Source organism: Neobacillus sp. B4I6, assembly GCF_050434045.1.
In the GTDB taxonomy this organism is placed as follows: Bacteria; Bacillota; Bacilli; order Bacillales; family Cytobacillaceae; genus Neobacillus.
The window spans coordinates 2,514,468-2,535,209 of record NZ_JBNPWB010000002.1; the positions used below are offsets into that span (position 1 = coordinate 2,514,468).

Consider the following 20,742-nt stretch of genomic DNA (forward strand, 5'->3'; position numbering starts at 1 on the left):
CCTATTTATCACTAGATTGTGTTTCCTTGTGAGCATGCAAATATCTTTTAATGGCAACACAACCATTAGCTTCATATTGCTGTAAATACATCTTCAACAGAACATCCTGAATTTTTTTCGCTTTTTCCTCATCATCTATTAATTTACTTTCTTCTTTATTTACATCTTTAGAATTCTTCATATGAGCAGTTACCTTCCAGTGATCTGTAGGGATTTCTGCGATTAGGGATTCTGAGCTGCTGTTCTTCGAACTTGTAACTTTTCCTAAATCAAACTCTTTCATTTGATCTAACGAATTTATATATTGATCCCTTTCCTGATTTGCGTGGCAGGAAAAGCAACGTCCAATATTATCTTCAGCCACTTCTCTATCAGGAGTGAAATGCTGGTATTCCCATTCCCCATTTCGTTCTTCTGGCGAATATTGGGATCCCCAGCCGGTACGCTTTTCCATCACTAAATAGTGTTCAATCTCTCCATCCTTATATCCTACAAGAGTAATAACGGTGCCGCTGGGAAGCTCCTTTCCGTTCTGCACTGTTTCAATCGCTTCCTTACTATTTACGTAGATATCTTCATGTATATCTCCTCGATCGTAAGTGGCAAACACGATCCCCTTTTTAAGGTCTTTAGGAAATTTAACAAGATTAGCCCCAGATCCAATCTCAGCGTATTCCCCAGACTTAGCCACTGAGGAATTTTCTTTTTGTTGAGAAATGACCTTTATTTCAGTATCATTGTCGTTGCAAGCAGTAAGGATGAGGGTTAGAAGCAATGCAAATGAATTAATTAATCGTCTTTTCAAATCGTTTACCTCCTCCAAGTTTCGTTTTATTGTCTCGTAAATTCATTGTGACTGGGACTCTATCTGACTACTAATCCAAGTTGAACATCGTTGTCTTAAGATGGTAGGAAATTACTTTCAATCTCGTTACATTCGCAAGCATAAATAATTTCAGCATACTGTAATGAATGACATCATCCTTTCTACTATTGTTATTACTATTTATTCTAGCTGTGGCCCTTTGATATAGCCAATGCTCATATCTCATATCATGATATGCTTGATGAGTATTTCAAAAACGTATATACTAAAACATCATAAAGGAGGGTGTTTTTTGGAACTAAGAGTTTTGCGCTATTTTCTTACTGTTGCAAGAGAAGGAAGCATGACGGCTGCTGCTGAATTTTTGCATGTTACACAGCCAACCTTGTCAAGACAATTAAAAGACCTTGAACAAGAGTTAGGAAAAAAATTATTTATTCGGAGTAGTCACAGTATTTTTCTTACAGATGAAGGAATGCTTCTGCGAAAAAGAGCAGAAGAAATCATAGATATGGTCGATAAATTAGAGACAGAGTTTAGTTCTATGGAAGAAACAATAAGTGGTGATGTCTTCATAGGTGGTGGGGAAACAGATGCTATGCGACAGATTGCACGGGTAGTAAAAGATTTACAGTTAAGTTACCCCAATATCCGGTATCACCTCTACAGCGGAAACGAAGACGATGTGACCGAAAGGCTTGATAAGGGATTGCTTGACTTTGGTATTTTAATTCAACCAGCTGATTTATCAAAATACAATTATTTCAATATCCCTGGTAAAGATGTTTGGGGCGTTGTTATGAGGAAAGACAGTCCTCTTGCCTACAAAGATTCCATTCAAGCAGTGGATTTATTAAATGTTCCGCTGATCTGTTCACGACAGGCTATGAAACAAACATTTTCTAAAAATGAATTTGCGGATTGGTTTGGTGAAGATTTTGATAAATTAAACGTCGTGACTACCTACAATCTTGCCTATAATGCTGCCATTATGGTTGATGAGGGCATTGGTTATGCAATAACTCTTGATAAAATTGTGAATACGTCTAGTGACAGTAACCTTTGTTTTAGACCGCTAGAGCCAAGACTTGAATCTGGCTTAAATATTGTTTGGAAAAAGCATCAGGTTTTTTCCGCTGCTGCTGATATGTTTTTAAAAGTAATTCAGTCGAAATTTTCAAATACCTTAAATTGACGAAAGCCTCCACTTCTGTTGGGTCCGTAATATCCATTTTCAAAAAATAAGAGAGTAGTATGAATACTACTTTGAAGCAACATATATAAAAGGATGTCCAAAAAGCTAGGCTTTTTGGACATCCCTCGAAAATAACATTAGAATTTATCATTTAACTCAAATTGTGCTGGTGTCAATCACAAATCGATACTTCACATCCGAAGCTAATACACGTTCGTATGCTTCGTCAATTTGGTCGGCTGAAATTACTTCAATCTTAGGAACAATGTTGTGTTCTGCACAGAAGTTCAACATCTCCTGAGTCTCACGGATGCCTCCAATCATTGAACCTGCAAATGATCTGCGATGGCCGATAAGTGAGAATACGTTAACTGACAACGGCTCCGCCGGTGCACCGACATTGACCAGTGTACCATCCAGCGTTAGCAGTGAGAAATAAGCATTAATGTCAATTTTTGCACTTACAGTGTTAATAATTAAGTCAAACGATCCGGCAAGTTTCTCGAATGTTTCTGGGTCGTTTGTGGCATAGTAGTTGTCAGCGCCGAATTCCAAGCCATCATCCTTTTTCTTCAATGATTGTGATAGAACGGTTACCTCGGCGCCCATGGCATGTGCAATTTTAACAGCCATATGCCCAAGACCTCCCATTCCAACAACCGCTACTTTCTTACCTGGTCCAGCTCCCCAATGATTTAGTGGAGAATATGTTGTAATACCTGCGCAAAGTAATGGTGCTGCCGCATCAAGCTCAATGCTATCAGGTATTCTGACTACGAAATCCTCGGTTACGACAATGTGGGTAGAATAACCACCTTGAGTTGGCTCGCCGTATTTGTCAACACCAGCGTAGGTGGGTACATTTCCATTGAGACAGTATTGTTCTTCACCTTTACGGCAATTTTCACAATCGCCACAGGAGTCAACCATACATCCGACCCCTACCCGGTCACCGAGCTTGTACCTTGTGACCTCTGCTCCTACAGCTGTGACAATACCCGCAATCTCGTGTCCAGGTACGAGTGGATAGTTCACGGGACCCCATTCGCCATGAGCAGTATGGATGTCAGAATGGCATATGCCTGCATATTTAATTTCAATCAGAACATCATGCAAATCAAGGTCTCGTCTTTTAATTTCAGCAGCTCGAAACGGTTTGTCTGGACCGTCTACAGCTCGCGCTTTAGCAGTTATCATAAAAAAACCTCCAATAATTTATATTTTTCAAGAGAATGGCTTGTACCGGATATAAATGAAGAACTCAGGTTAAAATTCCCCTTCATTCCCTTCTATCCCTACTTTTCTCTCCTGCAAAACAATATTAATCCTTATAGTTCACTCTAGGTCAAGAGATTAGTTTAGATTATTTTTGAAGATCCCCTGACCACAATGGTTTCAAACCAACTGTCAATAGGCCGATAACTACTATATTCTTTTATTAATAAGTATTTCTCCATAAAACAGAGAAAAGTTATAATCTCCTGTAAGGTGACTTTGACATTATGAAAATACCATGATAAAATCTCCTCATTCATAGAGTTAACTCGAAGTCTATATTATTAAAAATAGGAGAAAAATGATGAAGACATATTCAATAAGCGAAGTTGCAAAAGAATTAAATCTAACAGTTTATACCTTGCGTTACTACGACAAAGAGGGTCTAATTCCTTTTGTAGAACGGACACCCAGCGGAATACGAGTGTTTAAAGAATCCGATATCGACGCTTTAAAAGTAATTGAATGTCTGAAAGCAACCGGGATGCCTATTAAGGAAATTAAAACTTTTATTGATTGGTGTTCTGATGGGAATTCTACGTTGCAACAAAGATATGACATGTTTTTAGACCGAAAAGCTCATGTTGAAGCACAGATGGAAGAACTAAAAAAAACAATGGAAGTTATCGAGCATAAATGCTTATATTATAAGACTGCATTAGATGCCGGAACGGAAGATATTCATAAAAATACTAAAAAAGGAATCTCCATTTCTAATTAACAGAAAGTCACCTGTATATAAATAGAAAAATTTATAATGCCATGATTTAATTAAAGAATGGAGAACTTTTTAATTTGAGTCTTTCGTTTGACTTGAACTTAACTTTAACTCTTATTAAGAAGGGCCTTTTCCTAAAGGCCCTTCTTTCACACGTAACTTAGAATTATTAATAGCAACAGAATGCATGCAATCGTTAAATTCATGCAATTTGTTGATTATTGAACAAATCAATCCATATTGTTTAATATCTTAAGAAAAGTATAGAGACCTACTATTTACCAAATGGAAAATAACAAATAAGGCCAACGCTTTGAATTACATAAAGCATTGACCTAAGGCTTTTTATTTTAAAAAAGATGCATTAAATCCGTTCCGCTGTTACTTCTTTTTCCTTATCTACTTAATTGTTTCACTTTCATAGACTTTTTTTCCTTGCTTACCTTGATGATTTCACCGATAATACTAATGGCAATTTCTGCTGTTGTTTCCGAGCCCATTTCCAAACCGATTGGGGAATGGACCTGATCCAACTGTTCTTGCGTGACCCCTTCACTTTTTAATTTTTCAAATATGTGTATGACCTTGCGCTTGCTGGCAACCATCCCAACATAGGCAATCGGAAATTGCAGTGCTGTTTTTAAGACAATATCATCACCATCTTTTGTCACAATTACCACATATGACTTTTCATTTAAGTTGGCTGCGAGTATGGCCTTTCCAATATCCTCGTTCACAAAAAGGTTCGTCGCATTAGGAAAGCGTTCCTTCGTACAATAACCAACGCGATCATCGACAATGCAATAAGGATATTCAAGGGAATCAGCAAGCTTGGATAACGCATAGGCTAAATGACCGGCTCCGGCCAAAACGAGTTCAGGCCTGCTTGTATAGACCTCAATAAACACCCGCAACGTTCCCCCACAACTCATTTGAATTCCATCTTTTGCATGTCTATTTAATTTGTATTCAACGATTTTCGATTTACCCATTTGGAGCGCCTTTACACTCTCTTCGATGATGTAGTGTTCAGCCAAGCCACCTCCGACCGTGCCTTCAATTGACCCATCACGGTATACAATCATTTTTCCGACATGCCTGGGAGTTGAGCCCTTTGATTCAATAATCATGGCTAAGGCAAAGGTTTCGTTTTGACGGTTCAGTATGGCTACTTTTTCCATCAGTAGCATGAATAAGCTCCCCCCTTTTTTTTACATTGGCTATGTAAAACTTGCCTGTTGATTTCCGTTCCAGGCGCGTGCGGTTCGCGGGCGGTCCGGGGAGCCTGCCACAGGAGTCTTCGCGCCTGGAACGAAGGTCAACAGGGTGCCAAAATCAACAATAAGCTTTAACATAGCCTAAAAAACATTAATTCGCTTGATATTGCTTCATGCTAAGGAAATAACGTAAAAGGTTTAACGCAACGGTTTTTCTGTAAGTCGCCGTGGAGCGCTGATCGTCGATTGGTCGAATGATTTTATCAAAAGCTGCTACAACCTGAGCGATGTCTGCATCGGCTAAGGGTATGGTTTTTCCAACTAGCTTCCTTTCAATATCAATGGAACGAACCATTGTAGGTCCGACTGCCCCGAAGGCAAAGCGCACATCTTCGATTCGAGCATCATTTATCCGGATATATCCTGCAAACCCTACTTTGGCAATGGCATCTGCATTGCGGTTGCCGACTTTCTCAAAAACGACATGTGCACCATCTGCTAATACGGACGGCAATATAATTTCAGCCAATATCTCATTTTGATTACGCTGCACCCTTCGTGGACCTTGAATAAAATCGCTAATCGCAACCATTCGATCACCTTTTACGGAGCGCAACAGAAGCTTAGCATTGTATACATATAATAATGGAAGTGTGTCACCGGCTGGAGAGGCGTTGCAAATATTCCCACCTAATGTCCCTCTGTTTCTTATTGCCGGGGCCGCAATGGTTTTAATGGCGTTTTTTAATGGTACCGGGATTAACGGATGTTCAAGTAATTCACTATAGGTACAGCAAGCCCCGATGTGGAGATCCTTCTGATTTTGATACACCCTTTTTAATTCGGAAAGATGATCAATAAAAACAAGCGGTTTTGGGAGTTTCAGAGGTACTCCCCTTCCACTTTTGTGAAGAACCATGACATCGGTGCCGCCAGCCATGATTGTACACTCTTCTCTATTCAATTGGCTCAACGTTTGGTCTAGGCGATCGAAGCGATACGTAGTTGTTATTTTCTCTACCATATGCCATCACCTTTTTTAGCTGCCTCATTGATCGCATCAACTATCATATTGTAGCCCGTACATCGGCACAGATTTCCAGAAATACCTTCACGGATTTCAGCCTCTGACGGATGAGGATTTTTCGATAACAAAGCTGCGCTTGCCATAATCATCCCCGGAATACAATAGCCGCATTGCACTCCCCCTGCTAAGCTATAGCTCTCATCTAAAATCTTAAATTGTTCCGTTTCAAGTATACCTTCTATCGTTTGAATATCGGCACCAGTAATCGAGCCAATGGGAATAAGGCAGCTGTTTTGCAGGAGGTTATTCACAAAAACACTGCATGCTCCGCACTCGCCTTCACCACAGCCTTCCTTTGTTCCGATTAACTCAAACTCATCTCTTAATAAATCTAGTAATCTTGCTGTAGCAGGGGCGTCTGTTTCTACGGGTCTTCCATTTAGTGTGAATTTAATCAACCTCTTCACCTTCTTTCATCCACAGACTTTCAATAATGACTTCCGGTGTTATCGGAATTTGCTGAAAAGAAGTTTGCAGTGCATCTTCGATCGCAGCCTGGACTGCTGGAGCGCCGCCGATTAACGTCAATTCACCTGCGCCCTTTGCCCCGTATGGACCGTCAGCATAAGGGTTATCAAAGACTTTACTTTCGATTGGAACAACGTCCAATGAAGTCGGCGGTCCATAATCCGAAATGCTTTTTTGTTGGATCTTGCCTTGCTTTGACGTCATCTTTTCTAAATATCCGTACGCTAATCCTTGAGCCAAACCACCGTCAATTTGGCCTTTCATAATCCGTTCATCGATGACCTTCCCTACTTCATAATTGCCGTATACTTTTTCTAACTTTACATTTCCTGTTAACGTATCCACTTCCAACTCAACGAAATTCACACCCCAGGAATAAGCCGGGTAAGCATCTCCCGTGAAGGTTTTCTCGTCCCAAGGGATCATTTCACGGTGAACATAATGCTCCACTACTTCCTGTTCCACCCCTGATTGCCACTTATCCTTAAGGTTTTTTGCGGCCCGTTCCAGCAATTTCCCGACAATCATTGTCGTCCTGGAAGCAACGGTCGGACCAGAGTCTGGAACCTCTTTTGTATCGGGATAAGGGTACAAAACATCTTCATACGGGAGGTTTAGTTCTTTGGCGACAATTTTACACAGCGTTGTTAAAATGCCTTGTCCCATATCAGAATTTGAGATTTTTAGCGATACTTGGTCGTTCTTTGATTTAACCAGCTTCACCGTTGCTTTAATATGGTCCCTTTCGCCACTGCCTGTAAATCCACAGCCGTGGAGGAACAGCGAAGTTCCTATGCCTCTTTTATAACGCTGATTTTGTTGATTGAAACGCTGAAACTCTTTTTTTTTCTTTTTGTATTCCGACGTGTTGAGCAGGTGCTCAATCATCTCTTCCATTAATATGGGGTCACGGAATATACCTTTGGTGATGGTGGGGTCTCCTTGTTTAACGAGGTATTTTCGTTTATATTCAAGTGGGTCGAAGTTTGCCAGTTTACTAAGATGTCCGATATGACTTTCGATTCCGGCAAAACTTTGTGGAGCACCAAAGCCTCTGAAGGCGCCATTCGGAACGGTATTGGTTTTTAAGACAAAGCCTTTTGCATGAAAATGCGGAATTTGATAAACACCGGCACTGTTTATTAAGGCGCGCTGCAGCACGACAGAACTCAAACCCACATTCGCTCCGCCATCGAGATAGATGTCAACACACAGGCTCAAAATATTTCCTTCCTTATCAAGGGCCGTTCGATAGTTGAGTTTGGCCGGATGCCTTTTCGTTGTAACCACCATATCCTCCGAACGGTCGAACACGAGCATCACCGATTTTTTGACTGCTTTTGCCGCAACAGCTACGTGACACGCCATCATCGAAGGAAATTCTTCTTTACCGCCAAAACCTCCGCCAGTAGGGCTTTGAACCACTCTGACATCATCGTCACCACAGGCTAAAGCGCTTAGCAAGGCATTTTTTATATAATAAAGACATTGCATCGATCCCTGGACTTCAATTTCATCGTCCTTATAAATAGCGAGCATTCCTTGTGGCTCAAGGTAGACATGCTCCTGATAACCCGTATCATATTCTTCTTCGATGATTTGATGGGCTCCCTGCTCGATCGCTGAAATGATCTCTAAGCTTTCCCCAAATTCATAGCTAGCCATATTGACCCCGGCTACAGATTTTTGCTTGATCGCTTCGTCCAATGTATAGATAGGCGAATGTTCTTCAAATTCAATCTCTACTTCATTTAACAAACGGTACAAGATATTCAGGTCTTCTCCTACGAGCATCAGAATTGGCTCACCAATATAATTGACCCACTCATTGGCAAAAATGGGCTGATCTTCTTTGATAATTTTGACATAATTCGGACCAGGGATATCCTCTGCTCCAACCGCTTCATATCCTTCCGGAAGGTTTGGTAATTGGATGGAGATGATTTTTCCATATGCAATCTGAGACCGAACCAAAACACCATAAACCATATTTTCCACTTTTACGTCACTAATATAGGGCAGCTGGCCCGATACTTTTCCTGTATGATCCTTTTTGGGCACTGAGGTACTTATGTCTTTGAGACTCATTGCACAACACCCTTCGACTCATTTTTTATAGCGGACACATTATAAATAGAGAAACCTCTTCTTTCGATTTTATAAATGTGAAAGATATTTTATGATTAATTTCATTCAAGAATATCGTTGTTTTTAATTATATTTTTATTTCGGGCAGCTTTACCTATTTATGTTAGAATTTTTGACAAAGTATTTTCATTTAACTTGCTTGTTCTTTTCCGTTTCAATCAGTCAAGGTAGATTTAAACCACTAATTAAAAAAAGCCAAAATATACAAGTTGTGTATGATAACTTGTATATTTTAGGCTTTTTAATCTTGTTCCTTATTATGTTAAAGCTACCCATTACTGAACAACAGAAAAAAAGGCTCTACTCCTTTTGAAGTAAAGCACCCGTTAGCTTAAGTACATTTCTTCACAATCAAATCAAATTTCAGAAAGATAGACATAGTTAATTCAAAGAAAGACTACTCATACGGGTAGATAAGATGTGTTAACTATATATGAAAAAGGGGTAAAGCTACAATCAATGTATGTTATGCCATCCTTCATATGTGATTTCTATGACTCGAATTTTCCTCACAAATTGGTCATTTATAAAAATCTCTACAGTCTTAGAATATTGATCACGAATCTCTGAATTCATACTCCATATTCTCCCCAATCCCTGTGTGCAGTACATATTTTCCAGTCCGGGTTTTCTGCCTTCTCTAAGAAAAATTTGAGCAGAACCCATTCCGTTTGCCGGGTAATGTACGAGTTCTTCTACTTCATCGCATGGTGTGGGCAATTGACCAATGAGTACTACAGTTATTAAACCGCCTACTCTAAATGCATCGGCTTCGGTAAGCATAAGATTTTCTCCTCGTATAAATTTATTAGATTAACTGTAGTTATTATATGTATTACCCATGACATGGTACCGAAGTTTAACCCGCCGAAGCAGCTGGTGATCCTTAACTATTGCACCCGTTAGTTTAAGTGCGTTTATTCACAAACTTTTGCTAAAACAAGCCGTTTCCCATAAGGAAACGGCTTGTTTATTGTTAACTCTCTAATTTTTGGTTTTGTGTTTTGTTTTTTATTGAATTAAGTTTTAAAGCAGAAGCTAGTATGATTACCATACTTACTACTCCAATCCATAAAAGAGTTGTTACAGGTGAACTCCAGGTTAATCCTTTCCCGAAGAAGAACAATTCACGCAAGCCTTGTATCATAAATCGCATTGGTAACCAAGAATAAATCCAATCTCGATAAAATGGAGACATCATTTCTGGAGCCATTGAAAGCAATGGTGCCCCAAAGAATAACAATAGGGCAAAAAGAGCGATACTTCTGATTCCCAACCACGAAAGTACAGATGAAATCATTAGGAAAAAGCTAAAGGAAGTAATCGATAGGAATAAAGCTGTGTCCGTAGACTGTGGAATATGAAGTCCTACCATATCACCTGCCAGCCAAGTTAAACCAAATCCAACGACAAGGGAACAATCGCACCTATTAAAATTTGTCCTATCTTTGTGATAAGGTTCTCTTTCCGATTTGTAATTGATAATTTACTAACAGCCAAAAAGATAATAGCCGCACTTGCCAAACTTCCTATCCATAATGGCTGAAATAAGGAAACAGGAGAATTTCCGTTTGCACTATTAATACCAATTTCATTAACATTTGTGACTTTTTTTGATATAGGAATCGCTAGGCTTGCAGCTTGTTTTGCTGTTAAAGTTGCACCTTGTTTTTCAAAACCATCAAGTAGTTGGGTACGAATTTTATTGTTCATATTGTCAACTACTCCATTTAAGACCTGTCCTGCAATCGTTGAAGCTGCTGTGTTCATTCCCTGATTGATATATATTTGAACTTCAGGTGAAGAAGGTGCTGGTGTCCTTAATGATGCCTGCTTAGCACTGGAATCTGTCGGAATTACCAATGCTGCATAATATTTTTGATTATCCATTCCTTTTTGTGCTTTCTCTGCTGTTTTTACTTCAACCCATTTTACAGCAGGGTCTTCATTTAATCACCAAATTCGAAGAAGAGATTATGCTTGAGATGTCCAGACTTGCAAAAAAGAACTTACCAAGTGTTATTGCTGCACTTGAAACTAACTCACCGACTGCAACACCATTTTCCCTTGCAGTTTTAATATTTGAGTTTCTTAATGAAAATAGTGGTTTTATGAAAGCTGTGTTAGGTCCAAAAGGCGATTTAACCTTTCAAACAAGGCTGAAAGATTTTATGTGGAAAACGCTGTTTGGAAATGATCCAAACGCACTTATTAAGGAGGAAAATTTACTTGTTCCAGGACAATATTTAGCTTCTTACATTTCGTCTGCACATATAGGAGTAATTCAACAATGGTTGAATAGTGGTAGGAAAGAATCTCCTCAAGAAATGGCTCAAATCCTATCAACCATAACAGTTAATGGACCCTTCTTTGCAGCTGGTTTGAAAAAGCAAATCCTTAGATGAAAAAGGGAGATTACCTTAGAAAAACAGGTAGTCTCCCTTTTTGATTTATTTGCTTATTCAATTAACCTGCTTCGTTAGTTCACCAAGCAAAAAGATCGCCGCAGCGATCTCCATTTCTACCTCTTGCACCCGTTATTTTAAGTACGTTTCTTCACAATCTTTTTTTAAGCTGTTTTCTCAAGGACTGTTGCACAGGATCAACATGCTGTGTGAAGCATTTTTATGTATTCGCCCAACTAAGATTCGGCTCGTTCCGTATCTTTATATTTCTTTCTTACATTTTACGATTAAAAAATTTATTGGAGGTTTATTTTTCATGTTCTTACTTGGCTCGTCAATTTCTGAAAACTCTACAAGTCCATATTTTCCAAATTCTTGTTTTATGGAGTCAGTATCATAAAAAAACATTTTTACGCCTTCCATTATCTCGAAATAGTCTTTATCCAATTGTTTGCCCTTACCAAACATTGGGGCTTTTCTTGAAACAGTTGTAAAAATCATATATCCATTTGGCTTTAACTGATTATAGCAATCTTTAATAAACTTATCTCTCTCACGATTATTCAATAAGTGAATAAGTGCATAACAAAATATTCCGTCATAGAGTTTGTTATCAAAAGGCATGTCAGTTACTGAACCATGAAAAATACTAATATCAAGCCCATTTTTCCTCGCCAAATCAATCGCTGTTTTTGAAATCTCAATACCTGTAACATTTATTCCATTGTCAACAAAAACCTTTGCATTTCTACCATATCCAATACCTGGTACTAGTATATCTTTAACATTCCTTTCAAGGAAAAAGTCCTTTGTTAAGATTGCGGAGTCCGTAGGTTCAAATCCCCACAGCGTTTGTTTTTCTATAAAACTTGATTCCCAGAATTCCATTATATCTCTATCTCCTTTATGTTTTATTTTAGTTTGGCTACTATGTTGCTTGACGTTAATGTTTATTTTAATTAAAGACATAATGACTTTTTAAGCCACCATTATGGCAGCTAATCTTCAACTCTTTCACTGTTACTTTAATAAGAAATTTATTGAAGTGGTGCGAACAAGATTACCGAAGCACCAATTAAACATATTCCTGCACCCACCCAATCATAAAAATCAGGTGTTTTTTTATCTATGCCCCATCCCCATAAAACAGATAGCACTATAAACACTTCCTAACCATAAATCAATATTCAAAGTAAAACGTACTCTTATTCAATTATCCTGCTTCGTTACATTAAGTACAACATTTCACAATATATTCTGTGGAAAAAGAAAAAAGCGACCTTCATGTTGAAGGATCGCACCCATTAGTTGAACAAAAAACCTTAAAACATAAAAATGATTATTCTATAACAAAAGATAAGAAGTTCTATATATCATCCGTCATACTGTAAGGTATTCAGCAATTACAATATTTCGATATACCCTTCTGTTCCATGCACGCGAATTCGTTGCCCGTCTCTTATTAGTTTGGTAGCATTTTCTACCCCGACAACTGCTGGTAATCCATATTCACGTGCGATAACTGCTCCATGGGTCATCAATCCACCAACTTCGGTAACTAGACCTTTTATGGATACAAATAAAGGTGTCCAGCCAGGATCAGTAAAGGAGGTGACTAATATATCACCATCTTCTAAATCAGCATCTTCCATGTTTAAGATGACACGTGCTCGTCCCTCTATCACTCCGGAAGAAACAGGCAGACCTACAATCGCTTCGGCTGGGAGATTTTCTCGTTTGTACTTACCTGCAATGATTTCACCATCAGACGTGATCACACGCGGGGGAGTTAGTTTTTCATATAATTTGTACTCGTCTTTTCGTTTGCTGATGATCTGGTCATCCAGTTTGTTTGTACGTACGACTTCGTGAAGTTCTTCAAACGTGAGATAATATATATCTTCTTTTTCATGAATAACGCATGTCTGTACGAGTTGTTCGGCTTCTTTCAGTAAAGCCTGTTTATAAACGAAGTAGCGATTAACCATGCCGTATTTAGGATATTCACGATAACCGATGAAATTCCGGATTAGGTCGATCATTCGTTTTGTTTCTTTGGCTTTTTGTTTACCATCCGGTAATTGCTTCAATCGATCTAATAACTCTTGTTCTTTTTTCAAAGCTTGCTGTCGCCCTTGCTCAAATTTCCGATTGCCGGAATTAGGCTCAAATTCTTTGATGTTACCCAGAATCATGGGGACAAGTGTAGTTGGTTTTTCACTCCAACGAGTTTTAGTCATATCGATTTCTCCGGCACATCTCATTCCGTATTTGTTGAGATAAGCATAGATAGCGTCTTGGGTTTCCTGTCCACCATCAAACTTAACCAGTTCATCCAAAAAGTTATCATCTTTTACCTGTTGTAAATAATTAATTACTTCTGGATATGGACGAATCACATCTGCAACATCCAATAGTGCCAGACCCATTTCTGAAGTAATATTGTTTGATACAGATTGAGAAAGCGTGTCTGCTGCGTTTTTTTCACCTAACCACTTGTTCATTTTTTCATTGATCCATGATGAAGCATTCATAGCAGTCATAAAAACAGCTGTACTTTGTGGGTCAAATAAAATCTTCTTTAACTCTTTGATATCTTCCAAAATAAAATCAAATAGATCCGATCCTGATTTCGTTTTAATGTTTTGTTTTAACTCTTCTATCGACGTTTGAATGCGCTTAATCAACTCATGAACAATGGTCGGATTGTTTTCGATTTCTTCCGGCATATCTGTATTGTTTCTGTTGGGACTCGGTGCTTTTTGATCATTTGGTAACGATTTTATAAAATCTCCTCGCTCTACAACAGTCGTAAGTGCGTCTTTCATGAGCGGATCGTGTTGTCCCATGGTATTTAATAACATGTTTCTGCTGTCAGGTGAAGCCAGCATAGGTGTGACATCCACAAACAACCTTCCACCAGCTTTACGCATAGGTGCAGGAGTTATTAACAGGTGAAAAGACAATCCCAATGGTTTTAAGGGCGCGGTCATCATTTGTTGATGACCAACAGATACATAGACGTGATTTTCTTGATCATTCGCTTCAGGGATGGGGAAAAGCGTCGTGATTGGACGGCTCTGGACAATATAAAAAGTATCATCAACCAAACACCACTCGATATCTTGCGGGAAGCCAAAATGAGCTTCGATCTGTTTTCCGATGCGTGCCAGTTGTAAAATTTGTTGGTCGGTAAGAGTTTGAGCCTGTTGCTGATCGGGATCGATCTGCTGGGTCTCTGTTCCGCCTTCTTTTCGTCCATAAATAGCCAATTTTTTGGTTGCTATCCTCTTATCGACGATTTTATCTTCCTGTACTTTATAACAATCGGCAGATACCAAGCCAGAGACCAGTGCTTCTCCTAGCCCAAAACTGGCTTCGATTGATAGCAGCTTTCGGTTAGAGGTAATCGGATCAGCGGTAAATAAAATCCCTGATGCCTGTGGGAAAACCATCCGTTGAATGATAACGGATAAATACACTTGGCTGTGGTCAAATCCGTTTTGCATACGGTAGATTACCGCACGATCCGTAAATAGGGAAGCCCAGCATTTGCTGATATGCTGCAAGATGGCTTCTTTTCCGATGATATTTAAATAGGTGTCTTGTTGACCAGCAAAAGAGGCATGTGGTAAATCTTCAGCATTCGCACTAGAACGCACGGCATATGCATGTTCATCCCCAAACTGGGAGAGATAGTGAGCAACTGCGCACGCAACATTGGAAGGAATTTCCACTTCTATAATGAGTTGTCGAATCTTCCTGCTGATTTCACCAATTTGATCTCGATCCTCTACATTTAGCATTGTTAGTTGATCTAACAATGCTTGAAACGTTTCGTTATGTTCGATGGCTTTTTGATATCCCACTGTTGTAACGCAAAATCCTTCTGGTACTTGTATTCCTTGAATTTTTGATAATTCCCCTAAATTTACCCCTTTTCCGCCGACGAGCAAAAGCTGTGTTTTTTCCATTTCCTGAAAACCGAGAACCAATGAACCCATTCTACATCCCTCCAACAAATCTCATTAAAGTTCTATTGCATTTTAGCAGTAGTAAATGAGAATAAACAGTCTATATTGACCATTTTTTATATGCTATAATTAAATTAGGAAGAGTTCAATTTTCAAAAAAATATCTAGATCTTACCATAAGAGCCACTCAGAGTTAATTAGAGGGGCTTTCTTAAAAAAATATCCATACCGGCAAACATTTCAAAATCAATCCGTATTTTCCAAGTATTTTAAGTCTCTTCATCGCTTTTGTACTCTAAAATATCTCCAGGTTGACAATCCAAAGCCTTACATATCGCTTCTAATGTTGAAAAACGAATCGCTTTTGCTTTCCCGTTTTTCAGAATGGAAAGGTTCGCCATTGTAATCCCAACCCTCTCCGAAAGTTCAGTTACGCTCATTTTCCTTTTAGCCAGCATCACATCAATATTGATTATAATTGCCAAGTTATCCACCTCACACTATTAAATCATTTTCAGATTTTATTTCTACGACTTCATGTACAAGCCTTTGGAGGACACCAGCAAAGGTTGCGATTAGGCTTAAAGCAAAGGTCGAATATAATCCCATTGCTATGACACCTGCTCTGTCACCTTCCATATATATAGCAACAAATATGATTCCTGCAACAATCAAGGCACTGATTGTGATGGCACAGCACTTGATAACCTTTAAAGCTCTAACAGATAATTCAGAGAAAGCCTTGTTCTTATTAATGTAAATTAATAGTTTAAATGCTTTATACAGCCCGATGAAAAATGGAATAGATAATAAATAAGCTGATAGTAAAAAGGGATATTGCAAGTAAGCAGTCTCTGGATGCGCTTCTGCATCTCTACTGGCTATCTCAGGCACCCAAAATATACACAATGCAAGTACCACAATTCCAATAAGAAGAATAACTCCCTTTAGGAAAAAAGTTGCCCCTCGGTTCATAGAAAACACCTCTCTAATAATGTCCATGCGTTCCTTACGTTTTCAAATCAATTACCTTTATTTTTCTTTTAGTCAGCACCACTTTGATCCTGATTATAATTGCTAGTTATCCACCTCAGACCGTTAAATCATTGTCTGATTTTATATCAATCGCTTCTTTTAAAAGCTTTTGGAGAACAGCAGCAAAAACTGCAATCACCATGGAAGCAAAAGGTACAACCAATCCGACAAAGATGACTCCTGGGGCGTCGTCTTTCTCCGCAAAGAGATAGAAGAGCGGCAAGACTAGTACATGCAAGATACTGATTGTGATGGCACAGTGTTTGATTTTCTTTAAAGCTTTTACAGAAATTTGCGAGAAGGCTTTATTTTTGTCAATATAACGTAATAGTTTGAAAGCCTGATATAAAGCAAAGTAAAAAGGGATCGCCGATGCATAAAAAACGATGGAAACGAGATATTTTATATAAGCAAATTCTGGAAGCAATTTTGCTGCAACATCCCCTAGCTCAGGCACCAAAAAGTTGCACAAAGCAAGAACCGGAATTCCAATAAGAATATCAGCTATCTTTAAAAATAATGTTGTTCCTCTTTTCATAAAAGCACCTCTCTAATTTATTGTCAATTGGATTTTAATACATTATTTATCGTTTTTCAATAATTTTTTATTAATTTTAATAATATTTTTGTTGTGAAACAATTGTTAATTTTAGACAAAGATAAAAAGCATTCCTTTTACAAAGATATGCTCTAGAAACTTAAACCATAAAATTTATAAATTGTTCAACTAACCGTTTGTTCAATATAAAAAAAATAATTTTAATTCATTTAAAGGTATCAAATCTAGATTTTGTATCGAAATATATCATCCTTTATAATAATCAATGGCTTTTTGGAAATCCTCCAGTGTATCTACATCCATTAATACTCCCGGATCATCTACATTCATGTATTTTTTTTCGTAACCGCCCAGGACCGCACGCAAATTACTTTCTGAATTGGTTTCTAAAATTTTCTGTTTCACTTCGCTTGATAATTTGATAGGGTGACCGCCTTTATAGTTAAAGCTGGGAATAACGACGTTCCCTTTGTGTTCTGCTATTAGCTGAACGGTCTCTTTTTTAACATGCGGACAATCTCCGGGTGTTATAAAGAAGGTTGGGGTATTTACTTCGCTGCAGCCCTTTTGAATGGAAGTAAACATTCCCTGGTTAAAGTTTTCATTATAAACAAGCTTGATCTGAAATGAATAGGCATTTTTACTGCTGATTTTTGCCATTTCCTCTTGGATGAGTTCCGCTTGAAACCCAGCTACGACGATGACCCTGCTGCATAATCCTTCATATTTAGATAAGGTATGCTCCAAGATGGACATTTTCCCCATAGGCAATGTCATTTTAAATGTATTTGCTCGGCTGGAATATCCAGCAGCTAAGACGATCGCTTCCATTTATGTCCCCCTCTATCTATCGTTTTATCTAAATCTTCTATTAGTCTTGTAACCCCACCTTTCAATTACATTTTCTTTGATAATACTTATTATATATGATTCTTTAATAGACGATTAAGCCTCACTTGCTTTTTCACGAAAATGGTCACGGGAAAGGTTCTAGTGGCCATCTACTTCATAGAAGTCGCAAAGTTAGACAAAAGGAGTGTACTTTTGAACTACCTACTTTGGTTACATGGTACTAAAGGAGCAATTTAGTTGAAGATAGAAACTTATGCCTCATTGAACAATATAGATACATGAACGGATTTTATAGATCTCATAAAGATGCAAGATTTAACTAATGTTATCGGCATGAAGCTGGTCATTATTGGTTTGTAAGCTAAAGTAGGGTATTTTAATAGAAGAAATACAGTTAAATAGTTTGCTATTACAATGGAAATTAGAAGGGGGAGAGTACAGGAGTTGTAGCAAATTTTTGCCTGATTAATATATATAATAGACCCGTGAGTTACATGATTATATACATTGGTTAAATCTTCTTCGTATTCACGGTACGCTAGACTATTTAAGCCCGATTGAATACAAACTTACACACCTTAAAAAAGTTGTCTAGTTTGGTGTTGACAATCCAGATATCCCTTTTAAAAAAGACTGTAAATAGCCAAAGGATAAGCATGTACATTCGCCCTTACAATTATAGACAACCCTCAATAAGATAGTAAAGAAGGAAGTGAGGAGTGTTAAATGAGTATTTTTATACTATTAACTGGGGCTTGTACTGTATTTTTCCTTTTTAAGTGCTTCTATTTTAGAAAAATGATAAAGGAAAAAAGAAAGGAATGGATTCAGTGGGGATTGGGTGTTGACTGTTGCTGCTTTTATAGCCGACCCTTTACGGTTGCCAATCAATACATCTCCATTAATGGATTCCAGGAGGTTGTTGACAAGAAAAGTCCCATTTGTTATTCGCTCGTAACCATGAATTGGTGGGGGAAAAGAAAGGTATTTGGACAGGGCTATATCCACGGCGATTATAAAGATTCAAAAGGTTTTCAAATATTCATGAAAAACATCCCAAATGGTGAAAACTACCAAATAGAGGTATTAAACGGATTTAATATGTCATTTGGACAGTTTCAAGTTAAGTAAAAATGGAAATAGCCGAGTGTCAATCCCGGATATTATGTGTTTGCAATCGAATATCCTAGGATAGCCAATAGAATGCCAAGAAAATAGCTGCTAGCCAAATAAAGAAAAAACTGAAAGTCTCTATGATTCCTTTTTAGCATAAAAAGTTCAAAATTAAATGTAGAAAATGTTGTGTATGCCCCCAAAAAGCCTGCACTTAAAAAAACACGAATGGAGTCTGTAATCCAATCACTTCCCATAAGAAGCCCAATTAAAAATGAACCTGTTGTGTTTACCATAAAGGTTCCCAATGGAAATAGCAGAAACCTTGAGAAATACTGGTTTACAAAGTGCCTAACGATTGCACCGAAAAAGCCGCCTAAGCCCACAAGCCAAATTTGAACAACCATTCCCCTCACACTTCCCTTTTTTTGTAGGTAGAAAGAAAGAATCCGATGTATGCTAAGAAATACCCGCCAACCGAACTGACCATTATATAAGTAAATGCAATAATGATAAGTCCTTGATTTAAATAATGAACTACCTCTATGCTAAAAGTGGAAAAAGTCGTATAAGCTCCAATTAATCCTGTACCCATTCCGACGACAAACCATCCTGGTAATTCATACACTCTTGAAATCCCCTGAAGGTACCCTAACAAAAAACACCCGGTTAAATTTACAAATATAGTCCCAATAAATAGAAAAGAATCCAAACTTAAAAACCACTGGGAGATGGAAAATCTTAGTAAAGCACCGATGATTCCCCCTATACCTACGGATAAATACATGGTCATCCCACCTTTATGAATTATTTTATGCAGGACAACATAAAAAAGAATCAGGGCTACCCTGATTCTTTCCCTATTCGGTCTTAATCGTTATCATTATTATACCATTCTTCTTCCCATTCATCCGATTCATGCTCGGAGCACCACCGATAATTTCTTTTGTAAAAGGTTTTCACATAGTTATTCAACATGACATGTCTTAGCTTTTCTTGCGCTGGCGTCAATCCCCCTGCCTCAGAGTATACTTTAATTAAATCACTATAATCATGATGAATTTTGATATAAATTTGATCAAGTTTTTTTTGCTGTTCCGGGGTCAGCTTCACTTTTTTTGTACAATTCATCTCTGGATCATACATTTCATTTTCTGTTGGTTTATGGACTGCCCCCTTAGCTTGGGTGGCAGCTGATATGAACACGAAACTGCAAAAAAGGATACAGGAAATCACGAATACTTTTGCCATTTTAGTGAACCTCTTTAACGTAAATTTTTTAATTTAATAGAAACTTAATCAGTCATCATGATCTTCATGGTCGTCATTGTCGTCGTCATCCCCGCTATGTCTTCCTGAGCCTTCCTTCTCTACCTCTAACACTTTACCGGTAGCTTTATCAATTTCCACTTCATACCTTCCATTTTTAGCTTGAATGATAATTTCATATTTTACCATTCCGTCGTCTTTTTCAACATGTGCGCTTACAATCTTCCCGTTTACCTTTTTCAGTGCAATTTGTTTTGCTTTTTCCATACTTATACCCTCAAGCGGCTTTACTCCTTGGGCGTTGACAGATAGCAGGTTAATTCCAAACAGGAAATTAAATGTTAAAAATAGTGCTACTAATTTTTTCATTATTTTCACTCCTCATTTTTTTTTAGTATGTGGATTCAAACCAAAATTATTCATAGTAATTAGTGATTTCTTACTTTTTTTAGGCGTTTGGAAGCCTTATCAATTTCTAGTTATTAATAAAAAAGACTCCCCATATGAGGCTATTGCAAAAAGGGTAGAAATCCAAAGTAAAGTTAAATAAAACAGCCCCTAAATTATGAAAAAAAATAATTTAGGGGCTGTTTTTGTTTTG

The 20,742-nt window shown here is 38.0% G+C and carries 21 protein-coding genes and 3 pseudogenes; 5 read left to right on the plus strand and 19 right to left on the minus strand.

Going from position 1 to position 20,742, the window contains the following annotated elements:
• Position 1: 1 nt before the first annotated feature.
• The gene (locus QF028_RS14410) at positions 2-805 is read right to left on the minus strand and encodes a cytochrome P460 family protein (RefSeq protein ID WP_429466404.1); all 804 of its coding nucleotides are present in this window, start codon (positions 803-805) and stop codon (positions 2-4) included.
• A 313-nt stretch (positions 806-1,118) separates the two neighbouring features.
• Between QF028_RS14410 and QF028_RS14415 the strand changes: the two genes are divergently transcribed.
• Positions 1,119-2,021, plus strand: coding sequence for a LysR family transcriptional regulator (locus QF028_RS14415; RefSeq protein ID WP_429466406.1), 903 nt, complete (start codon positions 1,119-1,121; stop codon positions 2,019-2,021).
• 156 nt (positions 2,022-2,177) lie between these two features.
• On the opposite strand, the gene QF028_RS14420 is transcribed toward QF028_RS14415, so the two are convergent.
• The gene (locus tag QF028_RS14420; RefSeq protein ID WP_429466408.1) at positions 2,178-3,218 is read right to left on the minus strand and encodes an NAD(P)-dependent alcohol dehydrogenase; all 1,041 of its coding nucleotides are present in this window, start codon (positions 3,216-3,218) and stop codon (positions 2,178-2,180) included.
• 382 nt (positions 3,219-3,600) lie between these two features.
• Here QF028_RS14420 and QF028_RS14425 point away from each other — a divergent pair, with 382 nt between their 5' ends.
• Positions 3,601-4,017 (plus strand): MerR family transcriptional regulator, encoded by a 417-nt coding sequence (locus tag QF028_RS14425; RefSeq protein WP_429472341.1) that lies wholly within the window; start codon positions 3,601-3,603, stop codon positions 4,015-4,017.
• Positions 4,018-4,409: 392 nt separating this feature from the next.
• Here the strand turns inward: QF028_RS14425 and QF028_RS14430 are convergent, their stop codons facing one another.
• From QF028_RS14430 to QF028_RS14455, 6 genes and pseudogenes are all read right to left on the minus strand, one after another.
• On the minus strand, positions 4,410-5,204 hold the full coding sequence (locus tag QF028_RS14430; RefSeq protein WP_429466410.1) for an XdhC family protein: 795 nt from the start codon (positions 5,202-5,204) through the stop codon (positions 4,410-4,412).
• Between the two features lie 178 nt (positions 5,205-5,382).
• The gene (locus QF028_RS14435) at positions 5,383-6,255 is read right to left on the minus strand and encodes an FAD binding domain-containing protein (RefSeq protein ID WP_429466412.1); all 873 of its coding nucleotides are present in this window, start codon (positions 6,253-6,255) and stop codon (positions 5,383-5,385) included.
• Positions 6,249-6,716: a (2Fe-2S)-binding protein gene (locus QF028_RS14440; RefSeq protein ID WP_215007276.1), complete on the minus strand. Its 468-nt coding sequence runs from the start codon at positions 6,714-6,716 to the stop codon at positions 6,249-6,251. The genes QF028_RS14435 and QF028_RS14440 overlap by 7 nt, the downstream gene beginning before the upstream one ends.
• Positions 6,709-8,874 carry a xanthine dehydrogenase family protein molybdopterin-binding subunit gene (locus tag QF028_RS14445; RefSeq protein WP_429466414.1) on the minus strand — a complete coding sequence of 722 codons (2,166 nt, stop codon included), beginning with the start codon at positions 8,872-8,874 and terminating at the stop codon, positions 6,709-6,711. The genes QF028_RS14440 and QF028_RS14445 overlap by 8 nt, the downstream gene beginning before the upstream one ends.
• Before the next feature lie 516 nt (positions 8,875-9,390).
• Complete coding sequence (locus QF028_RS14450; protein ID WP_168243974.1) at positions 9,391-9,717, minus strand: hypothetical protein; 327 nt, start codon at positions 9,715-9,717, stop codon at positions 9,391-9,393.
• 193 nt (positions 9,718-9,910) lie between these two features.
• Positions 9,911-10,881, minus strand: a pseudogene (locus QF028_RS14455) (YhgE/Pip domain-containing protein); the annotation flags it as partial.
• Here QF028_RS14455 and QF028_RS14460 point away from each other — a divergent pair.
• Positions 10,797-11,339 carry a TetR-like C-terminal domain-containing protein gene (locus QF028_RS14460; RefSeq protein WP_429466417.1) on the plus strand — a complete coding sequence of 181 codons (543 nt, stop codon included), beginning with the start codon at positions 10,797-10,799 and terminating at the stop codon, positions 11,337-11,339. The pseudogene QF028_RS14455 and the gene QF028_RS14460 overlap by 85 nt on opposite strands.
• Positions 11,340-11,600: 261 nt before the next feature.
• Here QF028_RS14460 and QF028_RS14465 read toward each other — a convergent pair whose 3' ends face one another.
• The 7 genes and pseudogenes from QF028_RS14465 to QF028_RS14495 all read right to left on the minus strand — a co-directional run bounded on the left by QF028_RS14465 (position 11,601) and on the right by QF028_RS14495 (position 17,738).
• Positions 11,601-12,227: a class I SAM-dependent methyltransferase gene (locus QF028_RS14465; RefSeq protein WP_429466419.1), complete on the minus strand. Its 627-nt coding sequence runs from the start codon at positions 12,225-12,227 to the stop codon at positions 11,601-11,603.
• A 149-nt stretch (positions 12,228-12,376) separates the two neighbouring features.
• Positions 12,377-12,505, minus strand: a pseudogene (locus QF028_RS14470) (YnfA family protein); the annotation flags it as partial.
• 237 nt (positions 12,506-12,742) lie between these two features.
• Positions 12,743-15,343, minus strand: coding sequence for a phosphoenolpyruvate synthase (gene ppsA, locus QF028_RS14475; RefSeq protein ID WP_429466421.1), 2,601 nt, complete (start codon positions 15,341-15,343; stop codon positions 12,743-12,745).
• A 239-nt stretch (positions 15,344-15,582) separates the two neighbouring features.
• Positions 15,583-15,798 (minus strand): helix-turn-helix domain-containing protein, encoded by a 216-nt coding sequence (locus tag QF028_RS14480; protein ID WP_098933620.1) that lies wholly within the window; start codon positions 15,796-15,798, stop codon positions 15,583-15,585.
• A gap of 10 nt (positions 15,799-15,808) precedes the next feature.
• Positions 15,809-16,288, minus strand: a complete 480-nt coding sequence (locus tag QF028_RS14485; RefSeq protein ID WP_429466423.1) for a DUF2975 domain-containing protein — start codon at positions 16,286-16,288, stop codon at positions 15,809-15,811.
• Positions 16,289-16,403: 115 nt separating this feature from the next.
• Positions 16,404-16,886, minus strand: coding sequence for a DUF2975 domain-containing protein (locus QF028_RS14490; RefSeq protein WP_429466425.1), 483 nt, complete (start codon positions 16,884-16,886; stop codon positions 16,404-16,406).
• A gap of 267 nt (positions 16,887-17,153) precedes the next feature.
• Positions 17,154-17,738, minus strand: a complete 585-nt coding sequence (locus tag QF028_RS14495; RefSeq protein WP_429466427.1) for a nucleotidyltransferase family protein — start codon at positions 17,736-17,738, stop codon at positions 17,154-17,156.
• A 508-nt stretch (positions 17,739-18,246) separates the two neighbouring features.
• Here QF028_RS14495 and QF028_RS14500 point away from each other — a divergent pair.
• Positions 18,247-18,354: pseudogene (locus QF028_RS14500) on the plus strand (IS3 family transposase); the annotation flags it as partial.
• A 131-nt stretch (positions 18,355-18,485) separates the two neighbouring features.
• Positions 18,486-18,890 carry a hypothetical protein gene (locus QF028_RS14505; RefSeq protein ID WP_215006982.1) on the plus strand — a complete coding sequence of 135 codons (405 nt, stop codon included), beginning with the start codon at positions 18,486-18,488 and terminating at the stop codon, positions 18,888-18,890.
• Between the two features lie 32 nt (positions 18,891-18,922).
• On the opposite strand, the gene QF028_RS14510 is transcribed toward QF028_RS14505, so the two are convergent.
• The 4 genes from QF028_RS14510 to QF028_RS14525 all read right to left on the minus strand — a co-directional run bounded on the left by QF028_RS14510 (position 18,923) and on the right by QF028_RS14525 (position 20,510).
• Complete coding sequence (locus QF028_RS14510; RefSeq protein ID WP_410882831.1) at positions 18,923-19,279, minus strand: fluoride efflux transporter FluC; 357 nt, start codon at positions 19,277-19,279, stop codon at positions 18,923-18,925.
• Positions 19,280-19,284: 5 nt separating this feature from the next.
• Entirely contained in the window at positions 19,285-19,659 is a 375-nt protein-coding gene (locus tag QF028_RS14515) for a fluoride efflux transporter FluC (protein WP_429466430.1), read from the minus strand.
• Positions 19,660-19,742: 83 nt separating this feature from the next.
• Positions 19,743-20,123, minus strand: a complete 381-nt coding sequence (locus tag QF028_RS14520; protein WP_429466432.1) for a DUF2680 domain-containing protein — start codon at positions 20,121-20,123, stop codon at positions 19,743-19,745.
• 48 nt (positions 20,124-20,171) lie between these two features.
• Complete coding sequence (locus QF028_RS14525; protein ID WP_215006994.1) at positions 20,172-20,510, minus strand: PepSY domain-containing protein; 339 nt, start codon at positions 20,508-20,510, stop codon at positions 20,172-20,174.
• Positions 20,511-20,742 lie beyond the last annotated feature (232 nt).

Excerpts from the sequence above, each read along its gene's own strand:
- QF028_RS14420 (WP_429466408.1), bottom strand. The coding sequence starts at position 3,218 with ATGATAACTGCTAAAGCGCGAGCTGTAGACGGTCCAGACAAACCGTTT.
- QF028_RS14425 (WP_429472341.1), top strand. The coding sequence starts at position 3,601 with ATGAAGACATATTCAATAAGCGAAGTTGCAAAAGAATTAAATCTAACA.
- QF028_RS14430 (WP_429466410.1), bottom strand. The coding sequence starts at position 5,204 with ATGCTACTGATGGAAAAAGTAGCCATACTGAACCGTCAAAACGAAACC.
- QF028_RS14435 (WP_429466412.1), bottom strand. The coding sequence starts at position 6,255 with ATGGTAGAGAAAATAACAACTACGTATCGCTTCGATCGCCTAGACCAA.
- QF028_RS14445 (WP_429466414.1), bottom strand. The coding sequence starts at position 8,874 with ATGAGTCTCAAAGACATAAGTACCTCAGTGCCCAAAAAGGATCATACA.
- QF028_RS14450 (WP_168243974.1), bottom strand. The coding sequence starts at position 9,717 with ATGCTTACCGAAGCCGATGCATTTAGAGTAGGCGGTTTAATAACTGTA.
- QF028_RS14460 (WP_429466417.1), top strand. The coding sequence starts at position 10,797 with ATGCTGCATAATATTTTTGATTATCCATTCCTTTTTGTGCTTTCTCTG.
- QF028_RS14465 (WP_429466419.1), bottom strand. The coding sequence starts at position 12,227 with ATGGAATTCTGGGAATCAAGTTTTATAGAAAAACAAACGCTGTGGGGA.
- ppsA (WP_429466421.1), bottom strand. The coding sequence starts at position 15,343 with ATGGGTTCATTGGTTCTCGGTTTTCAGGAAATGGAAAAAACACAGCTT.
- QF028_RS14485 (WP_429466423.1), bottom strand. The coding sequence starts at position 16,288 with ATGAACCGAGGGGCAACTTTTTTCCTAAAGGGAGTTATTCTTCTTATT.
- QF028_RS14490 (WP_429466425.1), bottom strand. The coding sequence starts at position 16,886 with ATGAAAAGAGGAACAACATTATTTTTAAAGATAGCTGATATTCTTATT.
- QF028_RS14495 (WP_429466427.1), bottom strand. The coding sequence starts at position 17,738 with ATGGAAGCGATCGTCTTAGCTGCTGGATATTCCAGCCGAGCAAATACA.
- QF028_RS14505 (WP_215006982.1), top strand. The coding sequence starts at position 18,486 with ATGAGTATTTTTATACTATTAACTGGGGCTTGTACTGTATTTTTCCTT.
- QF028_RS14510 (WP_410882831.1), bottom strand. The coding sequence starts at position 19,279 with ATGGTTGTTCAAATTTGGCTTGTGGGCTTAGGCGGCTTTTTCGGTGCA.
- QF028_RS14515 (WP_429466430.1), bottom strand. The coding sequence starts at position 19,659 with ATGTATTTATCCGTAGGTATAGGGGGAATCATCGGTGCTTTACTAAGA.
- QF028_RS14520 (WP_429466432.1), bottom strand. The coding sequence starts at position 20,123 with ATGGCAAAAGTATTCGTGATTTCCTGTATCCTTTTTTGCAGTTTCGTG.
- QF028_RS14525 (WP_215006994.1), bottom strand. The coding sequence starts at position 20,510 with ATGAAAAAATTAGTAGCACTATTTTTAACATTTAATTTCCTGTTTGGA.